The organism is Sphingopyxis italica (genome assembly GCF_011926545.1).
Classification (GTDB): Bacteria; Pseudomonadota; Alphaproteobacteria; order Sphingomonadales; family Sphingomonadaceae; genus Sphingopyxis; species Sphingopyxis italica.
Map to the genome: position 1 here is coordinate 315848 of NZ_JAATIT010000004.1, position 22371 is coordinate 338218.

At 68.3% G+C, this 22371-nt stretch carries 17 protein-coding genes; 9 read left to right on the top strand and 8 right to left on the bottom strand.

Going from position 1 to position 22371, the window contains the following annotated elements; genetic code table 11:
* Window positions 1-93: 93 nt before the first annotated feature.
* The 3 genes from GGR90_RS15930 to hflK all read right to left on the bottom strand — a co-directional run bounded on the left by GGR90_RS15930 (window position 94) and on the right by hflK (window position 3750).
* Window positions 94-1593 carry a trypsin-like peptidase domain-containing protein gene (locus GGR90_RS15930; protein ID WP_167922374.1) on the bottom strand — a complete coding sequence of 500 codons (1500 nt, stop codon included), beginning with the start codon at window positions 1591-1593 and terminating at the stop codon, window positions 94-96.
* Between the two features lie 139 nt (window positions 1594-1732).
* Window positions 1733-2584, bottom strand: coding sequence for a protease modulator HflC (gene hflC / locus GGR90_RS15935; RefSeq protein WP_209023806.1), 852 nt, complete (start codon window positions 2582-2584; stop codon window positions 1733-1735).
* Complete coding sequence (gene hflK, locus GGR90_RS15940) at window positions 2584-3750, bottom strand: protease modulator HflK (RefSeq protein WP_167922375.1); 1167 nt, start codon at window positions 3748-3750, stop codon at window positions 2584-2586. Before hflK ends, hflC begins: the two co-directional genes overlap by 1 nt.
* Before the next feature lie 91 nt (window positions 3751-3841).
* Between hflK and GGR90_RS15945 the strand changes: the two genes are divergently transcribed.
* From GGR90_RS15945 to phbB, 8 genes are all read left to right on the top strand, one after another.
* On the top strand, window positions 3842-4822 hold the full coding sequence (locus GGR90_RS15945) for an Mrp/NBP35 family ATP-binding protein (protein WP_167922376.1): 981 nt from the start codon (window positions 3842-3844) through the stop codon (window positions 4820-4822).
* Between the two features lies 1 nt (window position 4823).
* Window positions 4824-5246, top strand: coding sequence for a CoA-binding protein (locus GGR90_RS15950; protein ID WP_167922377.1), 423 nt, complete (start codon window positions 4824-4826; stop codon window positions 5244-5246).
* On the top strand, window positions 5243-5842 hold the full coding sequence (locus GGR90_RS15955; RefSeq protein WP_167922378.1) for a hypothetical protein: 600 nt from the start codon (window positions 5243-5245) through the stop codon (window positions 5840-5842). Before GGR90_RS15950 ends, GGR90_RS15955 begins: the two co-directional genes overlap by 4 nt.
* Window positions 5843-5896: 54 nt before the next feature.
* Window positions 5897-6610 carry an SIMPL domain-containing protein gene (locus GGR90_RS15960; RefSeq protein ID WP_167922379.1) on the top strand — a complete coding sequence of 238 codons (714 nt, stop codon included), beginning with the start codon at window positions 5897-5899 and terminating at the stop codon, window positions 6608-6610.
* 73 nt (window positions 6611-6683) lie between these two features.
* On the top strand, window positions 6684-8972 hold the full coding sequence (locus tag GGR90_RS15965) for a xanthine dehydrogenase family protein molybdopterin-binding subunit (protein WP_167922380.1): 2289 nt from the start codon (window positions 6684-6686) through the stop codon (window positions 8970-8972).
* Window positions 8969-9964, top strand: coding sequence for a ferrochelatase (gene hemH / locus GGR90_RS15970; protein ID WP_167922381.1), 996 nt, complete (start codon window positions 8969-8971; stop codon window positions 9962-9964). Before GGR90_RS15965 ends, hemH begins: the two co-directional genes overlap by 4 nt.
* Window positions 9965-10069: 105 nt before the next feature.
* The gene (locus tag GGR90_RS15975) at window positions 10070-11605 is read left to right on the top strand and encodes a DUF1963 domain-containing protein (RefSeq protein ID WP_167922382.1); all 1536 of its coding nucleotides are present in this window, start codon (window positions 10070-10072) and stop codon (window positions 11603-11605) included.
* A gap of 120 nt (window positions 11606-11725) precedes the next feature.
* Window positions 11726-12448, top strand: coding sequence for an acetoacetyl-CoA reductase (gene phbB, locus GGR90_RS15980; protein WP_167922383.1), 723 nt, complete (start codon window positions 11726-11728; stop codon window positions 12446-12448).
* Window positions 12449-12612: 164 nt separating this feature from the next.
* Here the strand turns inward: phbB and GGR90_RS15985 are convergent, their stop codons facing one another.
* Complete coding sequence (locus GGR90_RS15985) at window positions 12613-13356, bottom strand: helix-turn-helix domain-containing protein (protein ID WP_167922384.1); 744 nt, start codon at window positions 13354-13356, stop codon at window positions 12613-12615.
* A 116-nt stretch (window positions 13357-13472) separates the two neighbouring features.
* Between GGR90_RS15985 and GGR90_RS15990 the strand changes: the two genes are divergently transcribed.
* On the top strand, window positions 13473-13718 hold the full coding sequence (locus tag GGR90_RS15990) for a ribbon-helix-helix domain-containing protein (RefSeq protein ID WP_167922385.1): 246 nt from the start codon (window positions 13473-13475) through the stop codon (window positions 13716-13718).
* On the opposite strand, the gene GGR90_RS15995 is transcribed toward GGR90_RS15990, so the two are convergent.
* From GGR90_RS15995 to GGR90_RS16010, 4 genes are all read right to left on the bottom strand, one after another.
* Window positions 13703-14560, bottom strand: coding sequence for an ATP-grasp domain-containing protein (locus tag GGR90_RS15995; protein WP_167922386.1), 858 nt, complete (start codon window positions 14558-14560; stop codon window positions 13703-13705). The two genes, GGR90_RS15990 and GGR90_RS15995, sit on opposite strands and share 16 nt — an antisense overlap.
* A 103-nt stretch (window positions 14561-14663) precedes the next feature.
* The gene (locus tag GGR90_RS16000) at window positions 14664-19370 is read right to left on the bottom strand and encodes an NAD-glutamate dehydrogenase (RefSeq protein ID WP_209023807.1); all 4707 of its coding nucleotides are present in this window, start codon (window positions 19368-19370) and stop codon (window positions 14664-14666) included.
* Window positions 19371-19548: 178 nt separating this feature from the next.
* Window positions 19549-20871, bottom strand: a complete 1323-nt coding sequence (locus tag GGR90_RS16005; protein ID WP_167922387.1) for a PAS domain-containing protein — start codon at window positions 20869-20871, stop codon at window positions 19549-19551.
* An 89-nt stretch (window positions 20872-20960) separates the two neighbouring features.
* Window positions 20961-22370 (bottom strand): efflux transporter outer membrane subunit, encoded by a 1410-nt coding sequence (locus GGR90_RS16010; protein ID WP_167922388.1) that lies wholly within the window; start codon window positions 22368-22370, stop codon window positions 20961-20963.
* Between the last annotated feature and the right edge of the window lies 1 nt (window position 22371).

Genomic DNA, 22371 nt, shown 5'->3' on the forward strand with positions numbered 1-22371 from the left:
GTGAACATAATAAGAACATATGCTGATCCAGGCAAATGAAAAGGGCGCCGCGACCACGTCGCGACGCCCCTGTCGATTCGGCTCGCGCCCGCTCTATTCGGCGATGCGGATCGCGATGAACGCCGGCGACTGGCCGCGGCGCAGGATTTCGAGCAGCACCGCGTTGCGGCCCGCCTTCTTCGCCGCCGCGAGGACGCCCGAGAGCGCCTCGCTGCTCGTCACCGCGCTGCGGTTGGCGCTGAGGATGATGTCGCCGCGGCGCAGACCCTTGCGGCCGGCATCGCTGTTGCCGCCGACGGCGCCGATCACCAGCCCCTTGGTGTCGGCATCGACGCCGATCGAGCGCGCGATGGCGCTCGTCAACGGCTGGACCGCCATGCCGAGCTGGTCCTGGATCGCCTGATTGGCGGTTCCCGTCGGATCTTCGGGCAGCGTCTGTTCCGCCTCGGGATCGAAATTCTCGCCGGTCAGTTCGCTTTCGGGGGGCCGTGTGCCGATGACCGCCGACAGCGACAGCGCCTTGCCTTCGCGGATGACCTCGATCGGAACGCGCGTGCCCGGTTTGATGTTGGCGACGATATAGGACAGCGTCTGTTGCGGCGTGATTTCCTTGCCGTTGATCTTCGTCACGACGTCGCCGCGCTTCAGTCCCGCCTTCGCTGCCGCCTGGCCGTCCTCGACGCGCTGAATGATCTCGCCGCGATCCTTGGGCAGGCCGAGCGCCGCCGCCATATCCTCGCTGACCGGCACGATGCCGATGCCGAGATAACCGCGCTGCGGCGTTTCGCCGGCGCGCAGCGCCTCGATCACCGGGATCGCGGCTTCGGCCGGAATCGCGAAGTTGACGCCGATGTTCGCGCCGACGGGCGAGATCAGCATATTGTTGATGCCGACGACATTGCCCTGCAGGTCGAACAAGGGACCGCCCGAATTGCCGCGGTTGATCGCGGTATCGGTCTGGATATAGCGGTCATAGGCGCCCCCCTGGCCGATGTTGCGCTGGACCGCCGAGATGATCCCCGCGGTCACGGTCGAGCCGAGACCGAGCGGGTTGCCGATCGCGACGACCCAGTCGCCGACGCGCGCCGGACTGCCGTCGGCGAATTTCACGAAGGGCAGGCCCGTCGCGTCGATCTTGAGCAGCGCGAGGTCCGACGCGGCATCGCGCCCGACGATCTTCGCCGTATATTCCTTCTGGTTCGTGAAAGTCACGGTGACCTGATCGACCGTCTGATCGCCGCGCGGGCCGCCGGCGATCACATGGTTGTTGGTGACGATATAGCCGTCGGACGAGATCAGGAAGCCCGAGCCGCCGCCCTGCTGTTCCTGCGTGATCGGCTCGCGCGTCCCGGCAAAGGGATTGAGCCGGACGCCGAGCGTCACTTCCTGCTTGGTCGAGATGTTGACCACCGCGGGCTGCAATTGCTCGACGAGGTCGGCAAAGCTTTCGGGGGCGCCGGCGCGGGGAACCGCCTTGGCGATCTCGCTCTCCTCGTTCTGCGCGACCTGCGCGCCGACGGGGGACTGGGTGACCAGCGCCAGCGCGGTGCCACCCGCCAGCAAGGCCGAAGTGATGCCATAAACATAACGCACGATCGGAAATCCTCTTCGTTCTTAAAGAAACTCAATAACCCCGGCTGCGGCGGTCTGCGGCGGGCCGGCTGAACGCTGTTTGAACATGAACGGACCATGTCGGTTCCATTCATCGCGCCGTCCATCCGTCGCAGATGCGTCAACCGCCGCTGAAACGCTTCAGATATTCATTGTCGGGCGACATGATGATCGACGTTCCGCCGGTGTTGTTTTCACCGAGGAAGGTCTGCCGATAGCTCTGCATCGCGCGATAGAAATCATAGAATTCGGGGTCCTTGCCATAGCTCGCGGCATAGATGCGCGCCGCTTCGCCATCGGCGGCGCCGCGGATGATCTGCGCTTCCTTCTGTCCTTCGGCGCGGATCGAGATCGCCTCCTGCTGCCGCGCGGTGCGCATCCGGTTATACGCCGCCTCAAGCGTCGCACCCTCGGGCAGGTCGGCGCGCTTGATCCGGACGTCGATGATCTCGGCGCCATATTTCTGCGCCTCGCGATTGAGCGCGACCTGGATATTGTCCATCACCGCGCCGCGCTCGGGCGACAGCAGGGTCGCGAAGGTGCGCTTGCCGAGCTCGTTGCGCAGCGACGAACCGAGGATCGTCGCAAGCTGCGTCTGCAATTTCTCTTCGGTGCGGATCGCGGTGTACATGCGCACCGGATTGGTAATGCGAAAACGCGCGAAGGCGTCGACCTGCAGCCGCTGCTGGTCGGTCGACAGCACCTGCTGGCGCTCCATGTTCACGCCGAGGATGCGCTTGTCGATATATTGGATGCCGTCGGTGAAGGGAACGCGCAGGACGAGCCCGGCGCCCGAGCGCCCGAAATCCTCGTTCGGCTTGTAACGGTTCACCGTCCGTTCGATTTCGCCGAAGCGCAGGATCAGCGCCTGCTTGTCCTCGGGCACGATCGCCAGCGACTGCGACAGGATGACGAGCAGCGCGACCGCGACGACGAGCAGGCGCAGCGGGTTCTGGAACAGCGAACGGATCATCATTCGCCTCCCTTCTGGGCGGCTTCGGGGGCCTTCAGCCGCTTCTGCACTTCGTTGAGCGGCAAATAGGGGGTCACCCCGCGCGCTTCGACAATCGTCTTGTCGACGTTCGACAACACCGTCTCCATCGTTTCATAATAAAGGCGTTTGCGGGTCACTTCGGGCGACAGCTCATATTGGGCGTAAATCTGGTCGAACGCCGAGGTGTCGCCGCGTGCGCGCTCGAGCACCTGCTGTTCATAGGCGCGCGCGAGGTTGATCGCCGATTCACGTTCCTGGCGCGCCGCCGTGACCTCCTTGAACGCCTCGTCGACCTGGCTCGGCGGGTCGACCTGGCGGATCGCGATGCCCTGGATCAGAACGCCGGCGCGATACTGGTCGAGCAGTTCCTGCATGCGCTGCTGGACCTGCGCCTCGATCTCGACGCGGCCCGGGCCGATCGCCTGGACGAGGTCGAAATTGGCGACCGTCGCGCGCATCGAGCTTTCGGCGACTTCGCGGATCGTCCCTTCGGGATCGGCGAGCTGGAAAAAGAACAGCTCGGGATCGCGCACCGACCAGCGGACCTCATAGGCGAGGTCGACGATGCTCTGGTCGCGCGTCAGCACGAAATTCTCGTCGGTGGCGTTGGGCGAGCCGACCGGCATCGTGCGGATCGCGCGGACGTCTTCCATCCGGATGCGCTCGATCGGCGCCGGCCAGGTGAATTTTACGCCCGGCCCGACGGTGCGTGAATAGCTGCCGAGGCGCGTCACCACGCCTTCCTTTTCGGGCGGAACGATATGGAAGGAGGAGAAGACGACCCACGCGACCACCAGCGCGAGGACGATCCATTTCCAGAACTTCGCCGAATCGCCCAGATTGAACTGGCCGCCGCTGCCGCCCGAACCGCCGCCGAAACCGCCGCGCCCCTTGCGCAGCAGCTCGTCGAGCGCCGAGGGGCCGCGCGGCTTTGCCCCGCGCCGCTGGTCGGCGGGATCGGGGGTCACCCACGGGTTGCGCGGGCCGGGACGCTTGCCGTCGCCGCCGCTTCCCTTGCCGCCGTCGTCGCCGTCTTTGGGGCCATTGCCCCACGGGCTGTTCGCCATCTGGCTGATCTGCTGGAGAAGGTGGCGCAATCCCCCCGGACGGCGGCCGGCCATGCTGGCGTCGTTTTCGTTGCTCATACTGCTTTTATAGGGGCGGCGGGCGCGATTAACAGGGGGTGCGCGCGAAAATGGCTGGCAATCGGCTTCGTCATGCCTATCTGCCGCGGACATGACCGATACCGCTCCCCTCGCCAGCATCGCGGCCGACCTCTCCGGCGGCCGCACCTCGGGCCTCCGCTTTCTCGACGACAAGGGGGCGCTTGCTATCGTCCTCGACGTCACCGGGATCGCCGCCGACGATCGCAAACCGCTCGAGGACAAGCTGCGCGCGGGCCTGCTCGAACAGCCGGGCGTGAACGAGGTGCGCATCGCGATGACCGCCGAGAAAAAGGCGATGACGATCATCGCGGTCGGCAGCGGCAAGGGCGGGGTCGGCAAATCGACGCTCGCCGCGAACCTCGCGGTCGCGCTCCGCCGGCTGGGGGTCAAGGTCGGGCTGGTCGACGCCGATATCTATGGCCCGTCGCAGCCCCGCCTGATGGACAGTGAGGGCGTGAAGCCCGAAGCGCGCGGCTCGAAACTGGCCCCCGTTCCCAACGCCTATGGCGTGCCGATGCTGTCGACAGGACAGATCGCGGCGCCCGGGCAGGCGATCGCCTGGCGCGGCCCGATGGCGGGCAAGGCGCTCGAGCAGCTCGTCGATGCGAGCTGGGGTGACATCGACACGCTCGTCGTCGATCTGCCGCCGGGGACCGGCGACGTCCAGCTGACGATGATCCAGAAGCACAAGCCCGCGGGCGCGGTGATCATCTCGACCCCGCAGGACCTCGCGCTGATGGACGCGACGCGCGCGGTCAGCCTGTTCGAACAGGCCGATGTGCCGATCATCGGGCTGGTCGAGAATATGGCGGGCTACGCCTGCCCGCATTGCGGGGAGGTCAGCGACCCGTTCGGCAGCGGCGGCGCCGAGGCCGCGGCGGGGACGATGGGGCTCGACTTCCTCGGCCGCGTGCCGCTGTCGATGGGCATCCGCCTCGCCAGCGACGGCGGCGTCCCGCCCGCCGCGGGAACCGATCCCGCCGGCGAACCATTCCACGCGATAGCGGCGAAGGTCGCCGACTGGCTGAACGCGCGCAAGAAGGGAAGCTGACATGGCGATCAACGACGAAGGCGAAATCCGCGAGCTTCTGGGCCAGCCGCGCCGCATCGCGGTGGTCGGCGCCTCGCCCAACCCGGCGCGCCCGTCGAACGGCGTCCTCGCCTTCCTGATCGCGCAGGGGCACAATGTGATCGCAGTCAACCCCGGCCAGGCGGGTAAGACGATCCACGGCGCCCCCGTCGTCGCGACGCTCGCCGATGTCGAGCCGCCGGCCGAGATCGTCGATATCTTCCGCAACAGCGAAGACGCCGGCGCCGCGGTCGACGAGGCGATCGTCCATGGCGCGAAGGCGGTGTGGCTGCAGATGGGCGTCATCAACGAAGCCGCCGCGAAGCGCGCCGAAGCCGCGGGGCTGGTCGTGGTGATGGACCGCTGCCCCAAGGTCGAGATTCCTCGCCTCGGCCTGCTCAAGTGAAGGTCGCGCTATCGCTGCTCGCCGCGGCCACGCTTGCCGGATGCGCGACGACGGCGGCCCCGACCGAAAACCCGCAGGAGGCTTTCTTCGACGCGCTTTCGGCGCGGTGCGGCAAGGCTTATGCCGGCCGTCTCGCGAGTGACGAGGACGCCGACGCCGAGATGCGCGGCAAGGCGATGGTGATGCACATCCGCCATTGCACCGCCGACCGGATCGAAATCCCTTTTCACATCGACGGACCCGGCCCCGACGGCGGCTGGGATCGCTCGCGCACCTGGATCGTCACCCGCACCGGGGCGAGCTTGCGCCTCAAGCATGATCATCGGCACGCCGACGGCACGCCCGATGCGGTGACGCTCTATGGCGGCGACACCGCCGACGCGGGAACCGCGACGCGGCAGACCTTCCCGGTCGACGCCGAATCGATCGCGATGTTCGCACGCACCGGCCGCGGCGTTTCGACGACCAACATCTGGTCGGTCGAAACGACCGACGCGGGCTTCACCTATGGCCTCAACCGCGAGGGACGCCATTTCCGCGTCGCGTTCGATTGCGCGAAGCCGGTGCCGCCGCCGCCCGCGCCGTGGGGCTGGTAGGGGGAACCCTTCCGCCCGTCATGCGCTAGCCCGGCACCGGACGGGAGAAAATATATGCGCACCCAGACCCTTATGCTGATCCCGCTGTTCGCACTCGGCGCGTGCAGCGAAAAAACACCCGACCCGCGCGGCGTCGAGCATGACGAGACCTTGCTGTCGGTATCGGCGACCGGTCGCTCCGAAACGCGGCCCGACGAGGCGCGCTTCACCGCCGGGGTCAGCACGATCGCCGCCTCGGCCGAGGATGCGACGCGCCGCAACAATGAAGCCATGACCAAGGTGACCGAGGCGCTCAAGACCTTCGGCGTCGCCGCGAAGGATCTCCAGACGCGCCAGCTCACCGTCAACCGGATCGACTGGGGCGCCAACAAGGGCAAATATGAAGCGGTCAATCAGGTCGAAGTCCGCATGCGCGCGGTCGACAAGGCGGGCGAGGCGGTCGCCGCTACGACGCAGGCGGGGGCGAATGTCCTGTCGGGCCCGACGCTGCGCGTGTCGGATCGGGAAGCCGCGACCAAATCGGCCTATGCCGCCGCCTATCGCGCCGCGCGGGCGCGCGCCGAGGCCTATGCCGGCGCGGCGGGGCTCAAGATCGACCGCGTACTGACGATCCGCGACGGCGGCGATAACCGCCCACCGATGCCTTATTACGAGATGGACGCCGCCGCCAATCAGGCTGCACCGCAGTCGGCCGCGCCGCCCTTCAACCCCGGCGTCAGCGAATCGCAGGTTTCGGTGCGCGTCGATTTCGCGCTGTCGGAAAAATAGCCGCGCCGCGCGTCCGGCGCGAAAGGCCGATTTTCTTTGCGCCGATTCGCCCCGCTGACTATCAGCGGCGGGCATGGCCGGCATTCGCGACACCGTGGGAAAAAACAAATCGCGCCGGCCGCAGGTCAGCCGCCGCCAGATACTCGTCGGCGCGACAGCCGCGGGCGGCCTCGCGATCGCATGGAGCCTGTGGCCGCGCGATTACCAACCGAACCTGACCGCCGCCCCCGACGAGCATATCTTCAACGCCTTCCTCAAGATCGGCGACGACGGCCATATCAGCGCGATCGTCCCGCAATGCGAAATGGGGCAGGGCGTCACGACGCTGTTGCCGCAAATCATGGCCGACGAACTCGGCGCCGACTGGCGGACGATCGCGGTCGAAACCGCGCCGATCAGCCCGCTCTATGCCAATACGCTGCTCGTCGACGAGGATAGCGCGGTCTTTACGCCGCGCGCCGGCGTCCCCGACTTCGTGTCCGAGGTACGCAGCTGGGCGCGCCGCGAGTGGGCGGTGCGGAATGCGGTGATGCTGACCGCGAACAGCTCGTCGGTGCGCATGTTCGAGGGGCCGTGCCGCGCCGCGGCGGCGCAGGCGCGCGCGCTCTTGATGATGGCGGCGGCCGATCGCTGGGATGCCGACTGGCAGGCATGCGATACGCAAGACGGTTTCGTCCTGCACGGCAAGCAGCGGCTGCGTTTCGGCGAGGTCGCGGCGGCGGCGGCGCTGCTCGATCCGCCCGCCGAGCCCGTCTATCGCGCGTCGAGCGCCGACCCGCTCTACGGCAAGGAACTGACCCGCCTCGACCTGCCGGCCAAGATCGACGGCTCGGCCAATTATGCCGGCGACATTCGCCTGCCCGACATGGTCTTCGCCGCGATCCGCCAGGGGCCGCTCGGCGCGACGCGGCTCAAGACCATCGACCGCAAGCGCGGGATGGCCTCGCCCGGTCTGCTGCATGTCGTCACGCACGACCGCTGGGTCGCGACGGTCGCGCGCAACTGGTGGGCGGCGAATGGCGCCCTCGACCGCTTCGCGCCGGTGTTCGAGACCGCAGGCATCCCGATTTCGAGCGACAGCATCGACGCAGCGCTCAAGGCGGCGTTGAAAGACGACGGCTATCGTATCGCGAGCGAAGGCGACGTTGGCGAGGCGATGGACGGACGCACGCGGATCGCCGCCGAATATGCCGTTGCCCCGGCGCTCCACGCGGCCGTGGAGACGCGCACCGCGACCGCCGCGCCCGACCGCGACGGCCTGCGCCTCTGGGTCGCGACGCAGGCGCCCGCTCAGTGCCGCGATGCGGTCGCGCGCGCGACCGGCCTCGCCCCCGCCAACGTCACTTTGTTCCCGATGATGGCGGGCGGCTCGTTCGACGCCTGCCTCGACCACAGCGTCGCGGTGCAGGCGGGGATTATTGCGCTTCAGGTGAAGCGTCCGGTCCAGCTCGCCTGGTCGCGCGCCGAGGAGATCATGCGCCTGCCGCCGCGCGCGCCCGCACGCGCAAAGCTCACCGCGACGCTCAACGCCGCCGGCGGGATCGACGCGCTGGTGACGCGCATCGCGGTGCCCGCGACCAATCACGAGGTCCGCGCGCGGCTGTTCGATAATCAGCCCGCCGACGAGGCGCAGCGCGCCGCCACGGGCCGCGCCGACGCCGCCGCGGTCGAAGGGGCGATGCCCCGCTATGCGATCCCGCACCACGCGGTCGACCATTGCCCCGCCGACATCGGGCTGCCGACCGGGCGCTGGCGCGGCAATGCCGACAGCTACACCGCCTTCTTCACCGAATGCTTCATCGACGAGATGGCGGCGCGGGCGGGAAGCGACGCGCTCTCCTATCGCATGGCGATGCTCGGCGATGCGCCGCTGCTCGCGCGCTGCCTGCTCACCGCGACCAGCCTCGGCGGCTGGGAGGGCGGCTTGGCGGGGAGCGCGCAGGGCCTCGCCTGCCATGCCATGCGCGGCAGCCATATCGCGCTGATGGCGACCGCGCGGCAAAGCGACAAGGGGCTGCAGGTCGAACAGTTGGTCGCGGTCGTCGATGCGGGGCGGCTCGTCAATCCGGCGATCGCGCGCCAGCAGGTCGAGGGCGGGCTGATCTTCGGGCTCGCCGCCGCGGTCGGCGCGACCACCGATTATGAAGGCGGCCTCGCGACCGCGCGCAAGCTCGGCCAGCTCGGCCTGCCGCGCCTGTCGCAGACGCCGCGAATCCTGGTCGAGTTCGTCGAGAGCGACCGCGAACCCGGCGGGCTCGGCGAGATCGGCGTCCCCGTCGTCGCCCCCGCGATCGCCAACGCGATGTTCGCCGCGACCGGGCGCCGCATCCGCCGCATCCCGCTGTCGGCGCATCCGCTATGATCCTGCCGGCCGATCATCCCCCCGTCGCGGCGCCGCGCATCGGCGTGCTGCTCGTCAACCTCGGCACCCCCGATGCGCCCGACGCGCGCTCGGTTCGGCGCTACCTCGCCCAATTCCTGTCGGATCGCCGCGTCGTCGAGATTCCGCAAATCCTGTGGCAGCCGATCCTGCGCGGCATCATCCTGACCACCCGGCCGAAGAAATCGGCGCACGCCTATGCGCAGGTGTGGACCGACGAAGGATCGCCGCTCGCCGCGATAACGCGCGCGCAGAGCGACGCCCTTCAGCGCGCCTTGGGCGGAGCGGCGGAGGTCGCTTATGCGATGCGCTATGGCGAGCCCGCGATCGGCCCCGCGATCGATGCGCTGGTCGCGGCGGGATGCCGCCGCATATTGGTCGCGCCGCTCTATCCCCAATATTGCGCCGCGACGACCGCCACCGTGGTCGACGCGGTGGGCGATCATTTGAAGACGCTACGCTGGCAACCCGCGCTGCGCTTCCTGCCGCCCTATCACGACGATCGCGCCTATCTGAACGCGCTCCGGGCATCGGTCGAAACGGGGCTGGCCGCGCTCGATTTCGTGCCCGACGTGCTGCTCGCGAGCTTCCACGGCATGCCGCAGCGCACGCTGGAACTCGGCGATCCCTATCATTGCCAGTGCCAAAAGACCGCGCGCCTGCTTTCCGATATGCTCGGGCGCCCGGTCGAGGTCGCTTTCCAGTCGCGCTTCGGCCGCGCCAAATGGCTCGAACCCGCGACCGATGGCCAGCTCGAAGCGCTTGGAAAGGCCGGAAAAAGCGTCGCGGTCTTCGCGCCCGGCTTCGCCGCCGACTGCCTCGAAACGCTCGAAGAACTGGCAATTCGGGGCCGGCAGCAATTTGCCGAAGCGGGGGGCGGGAATTTCGCCTATCTGCCCTGCCTCAACGCCGACGCGCCCGGCATGGCGATGATCGAGGCGCTGGTGCGGCGCGAACTCGCGGGATGGCTCTGACCGTCCCGCATTCCGGCGCCGCTTACCAACTGTTTAGGACCATGCGCTAAATTGATCCGACGCGGCGCCAAAAGGGCGCAATCCCCGCGGATATGGAGACAGGCGATGGACCAGATTCTGACGGCGGCGTTGACGCTGGCCGGAGTCACGCTGGCTTTCGCTGCCATCGCCTATGCCATCTGGCGGTCGCGGCATCCGCGCCCTGTTACGGCGGGGTCTGCCCCCGCGGCGCGCGAATATCGCCTGCCGAAACTGCCCCGCCGCGCCGCCCCCGAGCCCGACGATGTCGAAATTTCGCCGTCGCGGCTGGCGCGGATCAGCCGCCAGGCGCCGCCCGACATGCCGGACGAGGGCGAATATGACGCTGCGCCCGACGCCGCGCCACCCTCGGACACCGAACCGCCCGCCATGCTCGATACCGCGCTCGAAACGCTCGTGTCCGACGTCGAGGAACAGGCGCACCGGATCGATCGCGACGAGGCCGAGGCCGTCGCGCTTCGCCTGCTTCCCCAGATCCCGCCGCGCGACGCGATTTCGACCAACAGCTGGCTCGGCGGCCGCCCGCGCCTCGCCGCCGGCATGGAATGGCCGAGGATCGACGACCAGCCGGCCGACTTTCTGGCGCAGATCGATTGCAGCGACTTGCCGCCCGACCTGTGGGGCGGACTGGGGCCGCGCGAGGGCGCGCTCGCCTTCTTCCTTCATCGCCGCAGGCCCGAGGCGCGCGTCCTCCACCTTCGCGACCCCGACCACCCCGTGGCACCTCCCTTCGCGCTCAACGACGCCGAAGGCTGGTTCGGTCCGCATGGCGGCCTCGATCTCGGCGATTTCGCATCCTTCGCGATCCGCGCCTTTCCCGAATGGCCCGTCGACCTCCTCGCTATCCGCGCGGGCGACGCCGATCCGCGCGAGGCGGTCGCTGCCGATGCGGCGCAGGGCGGGCTCGCCGATCGCGGCTATGATATCGCCGACCCCGCCTTTCACCCCTTCGACTGGGGCAGCATGACCGCGATGGTCGCGCTGCTCGAAATGCGGCTGGGCGGGCTCGAAAGCGATGTCGAGGCGGGCGACGCGTCGGACCCGTGCGCCGCGATCAACCGCGACGCGTGCGAACGCGCGCGCGAAATCATCGCGATCGTCCACGACAGCGCGGCGCGCGACACCTTCTCGGCCGGCGATGCGACCGCGGTGATGGCGGCGCTGCACGCGATCCGCTGGGCCAGGGCGGTTCGCACCGTCGATCCCGAAACGGGCGCCGAGCAGGTCGAGACGATCACGCTGCCGCTGACGACGCATCGCCCGGGCGCCGACCTCTGGGTTCAGGATTATCAGACGATATTGTTCGACCGCGCGAAGCATGCCTGGTGCGCCAATCCCGACAATCTCTCGGCGCCGGCGCGCGCTTTTTACGAACCCCGGTGGCGCGCGATGGCGGCGTGCGAGATGGCGGCGATGGGCGGCGAACCGCTGCGCCACCTTCCCGATTTTGACGAAGACCGCGACATCGTCCTGCTCGAACTGCCGAGCAGCGGGCTGATGAGCCGGAATTTCGGCGACGGCGACATTCTGGTCGTGACGATCGACCGGACCGACCTTGCGATCGGAGATTTTTCGAAGGCGCGGGCACAACTCAGCAGCTAGGCTCCGATCCTGAGCCGGCGTGCCTCCCGAATAGCTTTGCGATTGACGTTCCGGTCAACTTGCGGGGCCCCGCGCCGCGGCCTAATCATCATGCGATAACCTAGTGGGAGAGCTTGATTTATGGCACGCATCGCAATCGTCACCGGCGGCAGCCGCGGCATCGGGGAAGCGATTTCGCTGAAACTGAAGGAACAGGGCGTCACCGTCGTCGCCAACTATGCCGGCAATGACGAAAAGGCGCGCGCGTTCACCGACCGGACCGGTATCGCCGCGCGCAAATGGGACGTCGGCGACCATCGGGCGTGCCTCGACAATTGCGCGCGCATCGCCGAAGAATTCGGCGCGGTCGACATCGTCGTCAACAACGCCGGCATCACCCGCGACGGCACGCTCGCGCGCATGAGCTATGACGATTGGGACGATGTCATGCGCGTCAACCTCGGCGGCTGCTTCAACATGGCGAAGGCCTGCTTTGGCGGCATGGTCGAGCGCGGCTGGGGCCGCATCGTCAACATCGGCTCGATCAACGGACAGGCGGGCCAGTACGGCCAGGTCAATTACGCCGCCGCCAAGTCGGGCATCCATGGCTTCACCAAGGCGCTGGCGCAGGAAGGCGCCAAAAAGGGCGTCACGGTGAACGCGATCGCGCCGGGCTATATCGACACCGACATGGTCGCCGCGGTCCCGGCGCCGGTGCTCGAAAAGATCGTCGCGAAAATCCCGGTCGGCCGGTTGGGCCAGGCCGACGAGATCGCACGCGGGGTCGCCTTCCTGTGCAGCGAGGACGCTGGGTTCGTGACGGGCTCGACGATGTCGATCAATGGCGGACAGCATATGTATTGACGGGCCGAGGGCGCTAGCGATGCCGTTCGCGCCAGCGAACGGCGAGCTGGCAACCGGTGGCGAAGCCACGGCCCGACACGGCCAGCGGGGCGGCCGGTCCTCAAGGCCGGCCGAACCCGTCTGACGGCAGGCGGCGGCTTTGCCGTCGCCCCACCAGGCTGCGCCTACTCCACCGTCACCCCCACCACCCGCCAGCTCCCGCCTTCGCGTACCAGAGACAGCGTCTCGATCGCCTCCGCCTTGTTCGCATAATCGGTGCGAAACTTGATCATCTGATAGCCATAGGGCGGCGCGGGCACCGTCTCTTCGCTGACCAGTACCCGCGACTTCACCGCCCCCAGCGGCCCCTGCACCTGCTGCGCCACCCGGCTCCAGGTCTGGGCCGTGTTGAGCGCCTTGAACGACTGTCCCGTCGCCTCCCAGCTCGCGTTCCAGTCGCCCTTGTCGACCAGCGCGAGCCAGTCGCGCGCCGCCGCGACCGCGGCGCTGTCCGCGGGGACGGTAGGGGGCGCCGCGGCGGGCGTATCGGCGCTTCCCGACATCGAAGCGAAAGCGAGCAGGGCAAGACTGAACGACATGAACAAACCTCCGGCAATCCAGCCGGACGGCCGCCCCATGCGGCGCGTCTCGGCGGGTGCCGTCATCTCTTCCATGCCGGGGGCGGCCGCGGCTTCCCCCAAAGCCTTGTCCCTCAATATTTCGGGGTGCGGACCCTCGATCGCGCGCAATTGCCGCGCCGCATCGCGGCTGCTGGAGGCCGACATCTTGCGCCGCGCATCGCGCAGCCGCTCGTTGATCGTATGCACCGAAAGGCCCAGGTGGCGCGCCATCGATTTCGCGTCATGGCCATCGACCAGCAGGCGCAGGCTTTCCTTTTCCTTTTCGGTGAGCGCCTGAATTCCTGTCATCTTGGCCTGCCTGCATTTGCGCCGGATCGGTCCGCCATATTTACGAAGCGCTCCGGCGGCGATCCACCCCAAATAAATCGTGTCGGCATCATGGAAAAAGCTTGTAAGCCGCCACGATGGGCCGATCCTATCATCCTCCGGTCAAACGTTCGGTGACGATCGCGGGCCATCCGACCTCGATCAGCCTCGAGCCGATGTTCTGGGACGCGCTCGAAGCCGAAGCCGCGCGGCAGGGCCTGCCTGTCAACGCGCTGGTCGCGCGGATCGACGTCGAGCGGATGGAGGCGGACGATCCGCCGAACCTTACATCGGCGATCCGGCAATGGCTGTGGCAGCACCGGCCCGATCAGATGGCGCCGTAGACCGCCGATCCGAACGCCGCGCCCTTGTCGGGCGCGTGGTGCAGGAACAGCGAGGGCTCGATCAGTTCGAGCTCCATGATGTGGAGGCTACCCACCGCATCGCCGACCATGTCGACGCGGGCATAGACCGGCGGCGCGGGCACGGCGCCCAGAGCCTGCGCCGCAAGGATCCGCGCGGCATCGCTCGCATCCCATGGTGTCTCGCGGCCGCCGAACTGCTCCTGCACGCGAAAATCGCCCGACGCCGGACGCTTGACGATCGCATGGCTGAACCGGCCGGCGAAGAAGAAGAGCGAATATTCGCCGTCGGTGAGGATGCCCGGCATCAGCGGCTGCACAAGCCGCCGCTGGCCGAGCGCATCGGCGGGGATCGCCGCGCCCGGCATGATGCGATGCGTCCCGTCGGCGCCGCCCGAGATCGCGGGCTTGATCACGACCTCGTCGGTAGCCAGCTCCGCCATCGCCTCGGCAAGGCTCGCGTCGTCGAGCGCCGCGACCTCGACCGTCGGCACGATCGCGACGCCCTTTGTGCCGAGTTCGGCCAGATAGGCTTTGTCGCTGTTCCAGCGCAGCACCGGCACCGGATTGACCACTGGCAGGGCGTCGGCCTCCAGCCGGCCCAGCAGCGCGTACCAGGCCGCGACATCGCGCTGATAGCCCCACGCGAAGAGCGGGAGGACAAGATCATAGCCCGACAGGTCGCCCGGATCGGTCCACACGCGCTGCTCGACGATCAGCCCGGCCGCGGTCAGCGCCGCCGCCTTGCGAGCAAAGGCGGGCTGCCACTTTTCATCATAATCGGGCGCCGGGACGAGGATCGCGACGCGCGGCTGAAAAGGCATTTTCGTCTCCGACCCGGCTCCGGCCCGCTCCCCCGCCCAGCCTCCCGATCCAGGATATTCTGTTGGGAGGCTGGGCGGGGGAGCGGGCCGGAGCCGTTTTAAATCAACGCCCCAGCAATCCGCGCGCCTGTCCCGCGATATGCGACAGCATCGCGCCATTGGGGTTCGGGATCATCCGCGCCCGGTCGACGGTGCTGCGGAACTGCTCGACCCGGGGCGCATGGTCGGCGAGCCACATGGTGACCGCCGCGTCGAGATCGCCCTTCGGCAACTGGCCGAGGAAGGCCAGCCGCATCTGCTGGAAATCGCGCGCCAGGCTGTTGACGAGCAGGCGTTCCCACGGGTCGGCGGGGCTCATATGCGCCGCCAGCGTCTGCGCCCAGTCGAGCCCCAGCGCTTCGCCCAGATGGGTGAAGGCGCGCGTCACCGCGACCTCGTCGTCGCCGCGCCGTTCGGCAAGGTCGACGATGCCGATCGCGCCGTCGGTCTTGAACAAGCGCACGACCGCGGCGGTCAGCGTCTCGGGCGCCCCGGCGTCGAGCAATTGCTGTGCGAGCATGTCCCACTGGCGCTTGACCGACGGGCTGAGCAGCGCGTCGACGCCGGCGGTCAGGCGATCGACCCCCGGCTCGAGCCGCGCGACGACAGGCCCCGGCTGCGAAAGGCTTTGGGTGACGCGCAGCAGGTCGGCCATCTGCGAGGTCATCGCCGACGACGCCTGTGCAAAGAGCGACAGGCGAACGCCTTCATCGATCTTCGCGGCGTCCAGCGCCTCCCAGATCGCCGGCATTTCGAGCAATCGCTCGACCGCGACGAACGCCGCGGCGATGTCGCCGAGCGCACAGCCTTCCTCTTCGACCAGCTCGAACGGATGGACGATGCCCATGCGGTTGATGATGCGGTTCGCGATCTTCGTCGCGATGATTTCGCGGCGCAGCTGATGATCGGCGATGGCAGTCGCGAAATCGCGCTGCATCTCGTCGGGGAAAGCCGCGGCGAGGTCGCTGCCAAGCGCCGGATCGTTCGGCAGGTCGCTATTCTCGATCGCATCCTGCAAGGCGAGCTTGGCGGTCGACAGCAGCACTGCGAGTTCGGGCCGCGTCAGCCCGCGTCCTTCGCCCGCGCGGCGCATCAGCTCGTCGTTCGCCGCCAGCCCCTCGACCTTGCGGTCGAGCCGGCCCGCGCCCTCGAACGTCTCCATGATCCGCACCAGCGACGGCACCGCGGCCGACCCGCCCTTTTCGGCGATCGACAGCGCGAGCGCCTGCAACCGATTATCCTCGAGCACCAGCTCCGCCACATTGTCGGTCATCCGCACGAGCAGCGCGTCGCGATCTTCCTGATTCAACCGCCCTTCGGTCATCTCGCGGTTCAATGCGATCTTGATGTTGACCTCGTTATCCGAGCAGTCGACGCCGGCGCTATTGTCGATGAAGTCGGCGTTGATCCGCCCGCCCTTCGCCGCGAAGGCGATGCGCGCCGCCTGCGTGACGCCCAGGTTCGCGCCCTCGCCGACCGCCTTGACGCGCAGATCCTCGGCATCGACGCGCAGCGCGTCGTTCGCGGGGTCGCCGACTTCGGCGTTATTCTGGCTCGCCGCCTTCACATAGGTGCCGATGCCGCCGAACCAGAGCAGGTCGACCGGCGCCTTCAGGATCGCCGAGATCAGCGAGCTCGGGTCGATTTCGGACACCGACAGGCCGAGCAGCGCCTGCACATCCGCGCTCAAGGGGATGCTCTTCTGGCTGCGCGGGAAGATGCCGCCGCCCTTCGAGATCAGCTTGGCGTCATAATCGGCCCAGGACGAGCGCGGCAGGTTGAACATCCGCTCGCGTTCCTTCCAGCTTTTCGCCGGATCGGGATCGGGGTCGAGGAAGATGTGGCGATGGTCGAACGCGGCGGTCAGCTGGATCGCCTTCGACAGCAGCATGCCGTTGCCGAACACGTCGCCCGACATATCGCCGCAGCCGACGACGCGGATGCTGTCGGTCTGCACGTCGACGCCCATTTCGGCGAAGTGGCGCTGGACCGAAAGCCACGCGCCCTTGGCGGTGATCCCCATCGCCTTGTGATCATAGCCGTTCGACCCGCCGCTCGCGAAGGCGTCGCCGAGCCAGAAGTCGCGCTCCATCGCCAATCCATTGGCGACGTCGGAGAAGGTCGCGGTGCCCTTGTCGGCGGCGACGACGAAATAAGGATCGTCGCCGTCGAGGATCGCCACGCCCTTCGGATGCACGACCTTGCCGCCGACCAGATTGTCGGTGATCGACAGCAAAGAGCGGATGAAGATGCGATAGCATTCGGTGCCTTCGGCGAACCAGGCATCGCGGTCGAGCGATACGTCGGGCAGCGCCTTGGGATAGAAACCGCCCTTCGCGCCGGTCGGCACGATGACGGCGTTCTTGACGCGCTGCGCCTTCATCAGCCCGAGGATTTCCGTACGGAAGTCGTCGCGGCGATCGGACCAGCGCAGCCCGCCGCGCGCGACCGGGCCGGCGCGCAGGTGAATGCCCTCGACGCGCGGCGAATAGACCCACACTTCGCGCCACGGCAGCGGCTTGGGCAGGCCGGGAACCTGGGCGCTGTCGATCTTGAACGCGAGTGCTTCCTCGGCGGCGGGCGCGAAGGCGTTGGTGCGCAGCGTCGCGCCGATCACCGCATGGAACAGGCGCAGGATCCGGTCTTCGTCGATCGATTTGATGTCGGCAAAGCCCGCGAGAATATCGGCTTCGAGCGCTTCGGCGCGCTTCGCGTCGCGCGCTTTGGGGTCGTGGAGCGCGCGGAACCGCTCGATGAGCGCGGCGGTGAGCGCGGGCGCGTGGCGCAGCGCGCTGACCACCGTGTCCATGCCATAGGCCGAGCCGCCCTGCCGCAGGTAACGGAACCAGGCGCGCAGCCACACGATCGCGCGCGGGTCGGTCTGGTTGGTGAGCACGAGTTCGTTGAACGCGTCATTCTCGGCGCGGCCATCGAGCACCGCGACGATCGCGGTTTCGAGCACCTCGGCATGGGGGAGCAGCGACAGCTCGTCGACATTGGCGGGCAGGCGCAGCGTGAAATCATGGATCACGATCGCCGGCTCGTCTTCGCCCTCGGCGCCGGGCGCGCGGGTCTGGCCGAGCGTGGTCGGGATTTCCTCGAGCACCTCGAAGCCGAAATGTTCGAGCGCGGGGACGACATCGGACAGCGCGAGCGGGCCGACGGCGCTATAGACCTTGAGCCGCAGCCGGTCGTCGCCGTCGAGGCTCTTGCGCGCGAGGCGGACGCTGCGCGGATTGTCGGCATCAAGATCGCGCAGCCGCAAAATGTCGCGCGCGGCTTCCTCGGGATTGTAGAGGTTGCGGTAGTTGGGCGGGAAAGTCGGCGCGAAGCGCGCCGCGAGCGCCGCCGCGCGCCCCGGGTCGCCGCGCTTGGCCAGCGCCGCCTCGACCTCGGGCTGCCAGCCGCGCACCATCTGTTCGAGCTGCGCGCCCAGCGTCTCGGTGTCCGGCACAACGCCACCGCTTCTGAGGTCGAGCGTATAGCGCAGCAGCGCCGCGCCGCCGTCTTCGAGCACCATCGTCCAGCCGATGACGCCCGCCTTCGCTTCGCGCACCAGCAGGCTTTCGACCGCCAGGCGGCGGCCGGTCGACACTTCGTCGCGCGGCAGCCAGACAAAGGCGAACAGGTGGCGGCCGAGCGCGCTCTGCACCGTCACCACCTTCGGCCGCGGCCGGTCGGTGATCGACATCGAGGTGAGCACCAGCTCTTCGAGCGACGCCGCATCGAACGCGATCAGCAGGTCGTGCGGCAGCGCGGTGAGCGCATGCGCGAGCGCCTTGCCCGCGTGGCCCGTCGGATCGAAGCCGAATTTCGCCATCAGGGCTGCAAGCTGCGCGCGCAGCACCGGCACCTTGGCGGGCGGGGTCGACAGCGCCTGGCTCGTCCACAGACCGGCGTGGATCGACAGGCGTTCGACCTTTTTGCCTTTGAGTTCAGGGACGACGACGAGGTCGAGCAGCACGCGGCGATGCACCGACGACAGCCGGTTCGACTTGATCAACAGCGGGGTGTGCCCGCCCTTGTCGAACCAGGCGAAGGCCGCTTCGAGCGCGGCGGGTGAGAGCAGCTGTCCGTCGGCGCTTTCGCTGATGCCCAGCGGATCCTGCACATCGCCGCCGCGCGTGCGCCATTCATGGCCGAGCTGGGTCATCGACCCGCCCTCGAACCAGCGCAGCAGCTCGGCGCCTTCGCCCTCGACGCGCATCGCGGCGTCGGCGAGCATCGCGGCGCGCATCGCCCGCCAGTCGCGCACCGCGGCGCGCACATCGCGCAGCGCCGCTTCGAGCCCGTCGAGCAGGCGCCGGCGCGCGCGCGCGTCGCCGCGCTCGAGCTCCATATAGATCACCGACTCGCGCGTTCCGCCTTCGCCCGCTTCCTGCAAATGTCCCTTCGCATCGCGCTTCACGGTCACGACGGGGTGGAGGATGCGGTGGACGGCCAGCCCTTGCGCCGCGACCGCCTGCGACGTCGAATCGACGAGGAAGGGCATATCGTCGTTGATGATGACCAGCCGCATCCGGCGGTCGGTGCCGTCGGCGGCGATCGGTTCGAGCAGCAGCGCCGGCGTCTCGGCGGTGCGGTCGAGCGCGGCGCGCGCGGCGAACTGGCCCGCGTCGGTCAGCGCCGCCTTGTCCATATCGTCGCCTTCGCCCGGCAGCGCACTGCCGGCGAGCGCGGCCAGATAGGCGGCGGCGACTTTCGGAGGAATTTTGACGGTGGAGGGGGTCGGCGTGTCCGTTTCCGGCGTGTCGGACAGTTTCTGAGACATAAAAGGCAGCATCCCGAACCAAAAGAGGGGGATCCCAGCCGACGATCGGCGGGGGTCCGTTCGCTGCCCTCCCTATGCGCCTGTGCAGCGCGCGGCTCAAGGCCTCGTTCGGGCCCCGCGTAAAAATATTTCAATTTTGGGGTTGTCTGTTGCGTGAACGCTCTCAGCCGTTCGGCGGTCAGGCGCCGGGCGTGATTGCGATCGCCTTCTTCGCGAGCTTCGCGACCAGCGCCGGATCGTCGGCCGCCTTGGCGACGATGCCGATATGGCCGCCGGGCATCGCGCGCGCGATCAGCACGACGAATTCGGCGTCGCCGGCATCATGCTCCAGGATCAGCGCGGGCTGCGCGCGGCGCAGCACTTCGAGCTTCTCGTCTTTGCGCTCGGAACCATCGACGGGCTTGCGGCGCGCGCGCGTATCCTTGACCAGACCCTTGAGCCCGCCCGGATAGCGATCGAGATAGCCGGCGAGGGCGCCGCGACGGAGGCCTTCCTCTTTGGCATGACCGAGGACGCAGGCATATTCGGCGAGACGCGTCTTGTCATAGGCGGCGCCGAAGACCAGTTTGACGACCGGCGTCATCGGCGCGCGATCCTGCACCGCCAGCCCGGCGTCGTCGAGCAGCGCGGCAAAGGCGTCGGGCTGTTCCTCGGCCGCCAGCGCGAAATCCCACGCCTTGCCGACCGCCTGATAGAGCGCGCCGCGGCTGCGGCTGTCGGCGGCGCTCGCCCGCTCGGCGGTTTCGCGCGCGAGCGCGAGCCAGTCGGCAAGCTCGGCATCCGCGCTTGGGTCGATCGGTGCTTCATCACCCGCAGAAATATCGGCAAAAGCACCGTCGCCGTCGCGCAGCGCGGCAAAGCCGGGAGCGACGTCGTCGTCCAGATGCTCCGAGTCGGGACCGTCGGCCCACACCGGCACCGGCGCGGTCAGCGGCGCGGCGCTGCGCAGCGCCTGTTCGACCGACAATTGCAGTTCCTCGGCCTGATCGGCGGGGGCCGCTTCCTTCCAGTTGATCACGCCCATGATGAAATCGATCGTGTCGTCGTCGGACGAAAAGGGCAGCAATATGCCGCGATACATGATCGTGACGCCGCGATCGCTCTCATACTCGGCCTCGAAGCCGATTGGGGCGCGGTTGGCGATGATCTGCAGATAATGGTCGGTCAGCCGCGACAGCAGCGAACGCCCGGGAATCTGGCTGATATAATGGACGTCCTCGTCGATCTGCGACTCGGCGCGAAGCGTATCGCCGATATAGGCGAGGCCCGGATTTTCGACCCCGGCGGTGAAATCGAGCAGAACCGAATAAGCTCCGAAATCGGCGCCCTCCAGGTCGAGATCCTCGACCGAGGGGTAAGCGCGGTCGGCGAGCAGCGAGGCCCAGTAATTATAGGCCCTGACCTGCATCCGCCGTTCGTCGACGCCGACCGACGCGGGCGCATCGATCGCCCCATCTTCCTGGTCGTGGCTGCCCGAAAGCAGTCCGCGCATGCTGTCCATCATTCATCCCCAGTCGCAAACTTAGGACGATGTCATGCACCCGGACTGGTAAAGGCGGCGTAAACGATGCTGAACGGCAGGGGGCCACCCTAACTCGACCAGCCCCCCGCGAGCGCGCGGAACAATGCGATCTGGCGGCGCGAAATCTGCCCGTCCTGCGCGGCGAGCACCGCTTCGGTCTCCGCAAACGTTCGTTCGGCGTCGAGCCATTCGAGCGAATCCGACGCGCCTTCCTGCCGCTTGGCGCGCACGATCCGCGCCGCACGCTCGGCCTGGTCACGCGCCGCGCGCAGCGCCTGACGCTGTTCGAGCGAGCGCGCATAGGAAGTGAGAGCGGTCTCGGTTTCCTCGAGCGCGCGCAGCACCGTGCCGTCGAATTCGGCAAGCGACGCCTGCGTATCGGCCTCGGCCGCGGCGATGCGGGCCCGCGCGGGTTCCTGATTGGGGAAAGCCCAGTTGAGCAAGGGCCCGAGCAGCCAGCGCAGCGGCCCGCCGCCGAACACATCGCCGAAGCCGGCGCCCGTCGACCCCACCGAACCGCCCAGCGTGATGCGCGGGTAAAGGTCCGCCGTCGCGACTCCGATACGCGCGGTGTCGGCGGCCAGGCGGCGCTCGGCGGCGCGAATGTCGGGACGGCGCTTCAAGAGCGCCGCCCCATCACCGACCGGGATGGGATCGGTGATTTCGAGGCCGATGTTGCGTGTCCCCGCGATGGCGGGAAGCGCAGCGGGCGCACGACCGGTCAGGGTCGCGAGACGGAACAGGGCCGCCTGCCGCTCGGCCTCGATGGCGGGAATGTCGGCGGCGCGCTGGTCGCGGAGCGTCGTGATGCGCGCGAGGTCGAGCCCCGTCGCCATCCCGACCTCCTTGCGCCGCTGGGTCAGCGTCACCTGCTGACCCAGCAGGCCCACGATCCGCCGCGCGACGTCGAGCCGCGCCGCGCCCGAGGCGGCGTCCGCATAGGCCTGCGTCGTATCGGCGGCGACGATCACGCGCACCGCGTCGGCGTTGGCTTCGGCCGCTTCACTATCGCCGCGCGCAGCCTCGACCGAGCGGCTGACGCGGCCGAACAGGTCGACCTCGTAAGAAATATTGGCGCCGACATCGACGGTCCAATCCTCGCGGTCGGCGCTCGGGAGGCGCTGGCCTTCGGGATTGCGCCCGTAGTTGGCACCAGCACCGATCTGTGTCTGTGGCAGCCGGTCCGAACGCGCCCCGCGCAACGCCGCGCGCGCCCTGGCGATATTCGCGACCGCGACGCGGACGTCGGTGTTGCTCGCGAGCGCGTCGGCGACGAGCCCGTCGAGCACGGGATCGTCATAGAGGCGCCACCAGTCGGCTTCGACGGGCGCGAGCGAGACGGCGGGGCCGTTCGCCGAAACGAACGCACCCGTCGCGGCGGGCGCCGACGCTGACTGCGGCGCCTTATAGCCGGGGCCGACGGCGCAGGCGGCGAGCGCGAGTGCCGATACGGCGGTGACAAGGTTGCGGAGCATCATC

Bases quoted from the DNA above. Each gene is read 5' to 3' on its own strand.
- hflC (WP_209023806.1), bottom strand. From the start codon at position 2,584: ATGATCCGTTCGCTGTTCCAGAACCCGCTGCGCCTGCTCGTCGTCGCG.
- hflK (WP_167922375.1), bottom strand. From the start codon at position 3,750: ATGAGCAACGAAAACGACGCCAGCATGGCCGGCCGCCGTCCGGGGGGA.
- GGR90_RS15945 (WP_167922376.1), top strand. From the start codon at position 3,842: ATGACCGATACCGCTCCCCTCGCCAGCATCGCGGCCGACCTCTCCGGC.
- GGR90_RS15950 (WP_167922377.1), top strand. From the start codon at position 4,824: ATGGCGATCAACGACGAAGGCGAAATCCGCGAGCTTCTGGGCCAGCCG.
- GGR90_RS15960 (WP_167922379.1), top strand. From the start codon at position 5,897: ATGCGCACCCAGACCCTTATGCTGATCCCGCTGTTCGCACTCGGCGCG.
- GGR90_RS15965 (WP_167922380.1), top strand. From the start codon at position 6,684: ATGGCCGGCATTCGCGACACCGTGGGAAAAAACAAATCGCGCCGGCCG.
- hemH (WP_167922381.1), top strand. From the start codon at position 8,969: ATGATCCTGCCGGCCGATCATCCCCCCGTCGCGGCGCCGCGCATCGGC.
- GGR90_RS15975 (WP_167922382.1), top strand. From the start codon at position 10,070: ATGGACCAGATTCTGACGGCGGCGTTGACGCTGGCCGGAGTCACGCTG.
- phbB (WP_167922383.1), top strand. From the start codon at position 11,726: ATGGCACGCATCGCAATCGTCACCGGCGGCAGCCGCGGCATCGGGGAA.
- GGR90_RS15985 (WP_167922384.1), bottom strand. From the start codon at position 13,356: ATGACAGGAATTCAGGCGCTCACCGAAAAGGAAAAGGAAAGCCTGCGC.
- GGR90_RS15990 (WP_167922385.1), top strand. From the start codon at position 13,473: ATGGGCCGATCCTATCATCCTCCGGTCAAACGTTCGGTGACGATCGCG.
- GGR90_RS15995 (WP_167922386.1), bottom strand. From the start codon at position 14,560: ATGCCTTTTCAGCCGCGCGTCGCGATCCTCGTCCCGGCGCCCGATTAT.
- GGR90_RS16000 (WP_209023807.1), bottom strand. From the start codon at position 19,370: ATGTCTCAGAAACTGTCCGACACGCCGGAAACGGACACGCCGACCCCC.
- GGR90_RS16005 (WP_167922387.1), bottom strand. From the start codon at position 20,871: ATGGACAGCATGCGCGGACTGCTTTCGGGCAGCCACGACCAGGAAGAT.
- GGR90_RS16010 (WP_167922388.1), bottom strand. From the start codon at position 22,370: ATGATGCTCCGCAACCTTGTCACCGCCGTATCGGCACTCGCGCTCGCC.